The organism is Nocardiopsis lucentensis DSM 44048 (genome assembly GCF_000341125.1).
Lineage (GTDB): Bacteria > Actinomycetota > Actinomycetes > Streptosporangiales > Streptosporangiaceae > Nocardiopsis > Nocardiopsis lucentensis.
In genome coordinates this window covers 1-3,648 of sequence record NZ_ANBC01000898.1, presented here as the reverse complement: position 1 = coordinate 3,648, position 3,648 = coordinate 1, and the positions used below count along the sequence as shown (strand labels likewise).

Genomic DNA, 3,648 nt, shown 5'->3' with positions numbered 1-3,648 from the left:
GGCGGCCAGCCGTTCGGCCGCGTGGCGTTCGGCGGCGCGTTCCTCGGCCTGGCGGCGGCGTATCTCGGAGCGGGCTCCGGGGTTGCGGCGGACGGGCTTGGGCACCCCCGCGCTCGGCGCCCGGTCGCTGCGGAAGAGGGTGACCGACACCTCCACACCGGGGGCGTCCCACCAGGTGGTGGTGGGCGGGATCTGTTCGTCGTCGTCGTGGGCGGTGCCCAGGTGGCGGGCCGAGCGGACGTTGAACGCCGCGCCCATGAGCGCGTGGGCGGCGCCCTCGTCGGGGGTGTTGAACACCCACTCGGCGAGGTGGCGCAGCTGGGTGGAGCGGTTGACCCCGCCGCGCTGGGCCTCGGTGATCTGCCGCAGCAGCGCGATGACGCCCGAGACCGCAGAGCGTGTGGCCGAACCGAGTTCGGCGGCGCGGGTGGGCGCGGCGCCGTCGGAGGCGAACCAGGCGCGCACGGCCGTCCAGCGGCGCCGCCAGTCCACCAGACGCTCCTCGCGCGCCATGAACACGCGCTCGTCGGCCTCGGCCGCACGGGACAGGAGGGTGGCCAGACCGGTGGCCTCGACCTCGTGCACGGCGCGGTCCAGGCGCGGCAGGTAGCGGTCGAGCTCGGCCACGAAGTCCGACATGTGGACGAGCAGGGCGTTCTTGTAGCGCAGGAAGGTGTCCGGGGAGGCCTCGGTGGAGCGCAGGATCTCGCCGAGGGTGACGTGGAAGCGCGCCGAGCGCCGACCCATGTCCTCCATGACCGCGTCCACGCGCGACAGCCGCCGGTAGACGTCCTCGACCTGCCCGGTGCGGTTGGCCTCGGCCAGGGACCTGAGGTCGTCCAGCACGTCGGAGAAGACCAGGCGGGAGAGGTTGACGTCCTCCACCCGGGCGCCGAGCACGTTCTCCACCGCCTGGTAGACCCGGTAGCCGAGTTCGCTGAACTGGTAGACCGACTGGCGGTTGCGGTAGCTGGCCAGGTTGCCCGCGCGGGAGGCGTCGTCGAGGCGGTGCACGACCCCGTCGGCGGCCAGCTCGTCCAGCCGGTGGCGCAGGCCGCGCTCGGGCACCGACACGTCCGGGTGGACTCGGGCGAGCTCGCGCAGGGCCGCGGCGACGTCCTCGGCGCCGACCTGCACCTGGTGGACCTCCCGCAGCCGGTCCACGGCCCGCAGGATCCACAGGTAGGTGATGTGGTCGTCGCGCCGGGTGAAGTTGAACAGCTGGAAGCGGTCGCTGACCGCGAGCGCGTCCAGATCCAGCGCCGTGCGCTCCGTCACCCGTGCTTCCCCGTTCAACCGCTCGTTTCGGCACGCGTCCCCCGGTGCGGCCCTTCCCCGGGACCGCTGACGGCGCGCCCCGGCCATTATGGCAGCGCTGCGTGACCGCTGGTCCCCCATCGCGGACGCACGCGGAGGGCGCCCGGCCGGAGGGCGGTGGCCGGGCGCCCGGTCATGGGGGATTCCCTACTTGGTGGAGCCCGCGAAGACCCCCTGGACGAAGTAGCGCTGGAAGGCGAAGAACACCAGGAGCGGCACGAGCATGGACAGGAAGGCCCCGGAGGCCAGGATGTCGACGTTGGTGCCGAACTGCCTCAGCTGGGAGCGCAGCGCCACGGTCAGGGGCGCCGACTCGGGGCTGGTGAACACCAGGGCGACGAGCATGTCGTTCCACACCCACAGGAACTGGAACACCGCGAGCGAGGCCAGCGCCGGGCGGGCGACCGGCAGGACCACCCTGCGGAAGATGCGCCACTCGCTCGCGCCGTCCATGCGCGCCGCCTCCAGCAGGTCCCGGGGGATGCCCACGAAGAAGTTGCGCAGCAGGAACACCGCGAACGGCAGGCCGAACGCGACGTGGAACAGGATGACCCCGGTGATGGAGCCGAACACGCCCAACGCCCCGTACAACTGGGAGATGGGGATCAGCGCCGCCTGGATGGGGAGGACGAGCAGTCCGACGACGGCGACCATGATCCAGTCGCGTCCGGGGAAGTCCATCCACACCAGCGCGTAGGCGGCCAGGGCCCCGATCCCGACGACGAGGAGTGTCGAGGGGACCGAGATGTAGACCGTGTTGAGGAACGACTGGACGATGACCTCGTTGCCGACGAGCGTGCGGTAGTTGTCCAGCGTCAGCTCGGTGGGCTGGAGCAGGGCCGTCCACCAGCCGCCGTTGGTGTTGTCCGCCTCGGAGCGCAGCGACACCAGCATCAGGCCCAGGACGGGGACCATCCAGAACAGTGCCACCAGGACGAGGACGACCTGGAGGGTCCCCGACCCGAGTCGGCCGACGATCCGGGACGCCGCGCCGCGCCTGGGCGCTCCGGACACCGACACCTCGACGACGGAGTGCGGCTTCGGGGTCGTGGTGCTCACGGGCGCTCCCGGCGGAATCGGCGGATGTTGAAGTACACGATGGGCAGGACCAGGACCAGGAGGAGGACCACGAGGGCGCTGCCCAGTCCCTGGTCTCCCCCCGCCCCGAAGGAGACCTGCCACATCTGGAGGGCGATCACGCTGGCGTCCGCCTGCACCGATCCGGGCGCGATGACGAACACCAGGTCGAAGATCTTCAGCACGTTGATCACCAGGGTCACGAACACCACCAGCAGGAGGGGGCCGAGCAGGGGGACCGTGACCTTGCGGAAGACCTGCCACTCGGTGGCGCCGTCCACCCGTGCCGCCTCCAGGGCGTCCCGGGGGATGGCGGCCAGCCCGGCCGCGATGAAGGTGATGGCGAAGCCGGTCATGATCCACACCCACGAGGAGATGATCACGGGGGTGACCAGGGTCGGGCCCAGCCAGGTGAGGCCGCGGAAGGGCTCGGTGAAGTTGCTCTCGGCGAGGTGGATCGCGTACTCGCCCTCGTCCAGCCCGGTCAGGGTGAACCGGCCGTCGTCCCCGGTCGTGGCGCGCGCGACCACCGCGCCGTCGCGGACCGCCTCGACGGCCACGCGCGGCATGCCGTTCTCGCCGTCGTCGATCGCGCCGACCTCGCCGCCGAGGGCGGCGTCCAACCACACGACGCCCTGGATCTGGCCGTCGGCCCCCTCGGGCGCGGTCGCCGCCGCGGCCTGTTCGGGCAGTTCCGTGGGTCGCACCCCGACCAGTGGCAGGGCGACGCTCTCCCCCGGGGCGTGGGTCGACTCCGTGGTGAATCCGCCCCGGGTCGTGTCCGGCGCCGCGACGTCCTCGCGCGGGCGGGCGCCGGGGTAGTCCGAGGGCGCGGCGAACACGTCGTGGACGGTCACGACGGCGGCGTTGACCACCCCGCGGTCGGGGTCCTCGTCGTAGACCAGCCGGAAGATGACGCCGGAGGCGAACAGGGAGATCGCCATCGGCATGAAGAGCAGGACCCGGAAGGCGGTCGCCCAGCGGATGCGTTCGGTGAGCACCGCGAGGATCAACCCCAGCCCGGTGACCAGTGCCGGGGCGACCAGCACCCAGATCCCGGTGTTGCGGATCGCGGTGAGGGTGCGGTCGTCGGTGAACATGCGCGCGTAGTTGTCCAGTCCGACGAACCGCGTCCCCGAGGAGTCGAGGAGGCTGCGCACCACCGAGTACACGGCCGGGTAGGCCAGGAATACGGCGAGCAGGAGCAGGGCGGGCAGGAGGAAGAGCGTCGCCGGGCCGAACAGGCGGCGGAGC

The 3,648-nt window shown here is 71.9% G+C and carries 3 protein-coding genes; all 3 read right to left on the bottom strand.

What is annotated here, in order from left to right; all coding sequences use genetic code 11:
- Nucleotides 1-1,278, bottom strand: a 1,278-nt coding sequence (locus D471_RS0130600) for a TIGR02677 family protein (protein WP_017602134.1), incomplete at its 3' end; no start/stop codon positions are given.
- A gap of 186 nt (nucleotides 1,279-1,464) precedes the next feature.
- Nucleotides 1,465-2,376 (bottom strand): carbohydrate ABC transporter permease, encoded by a 912-nt coding sequence (locus D471_RS0130595; protein WP_017602133.1) that lies wholly within the window; start codon nucleotides 2,374-2,376, stop codon nucleotides 1,465-1,467.
- Nucleotides 2,373-3,648: ABC transporter permease (locus tag D471_RS0130590; RefSeq protein WP_017602132.1), on the bottom strand; the 1,276-nt coding region annotated here is incomplete at its 5' end. The genes D471_RS0130595 and D471_RS0130590, both read right to left, overlap by 4 nt.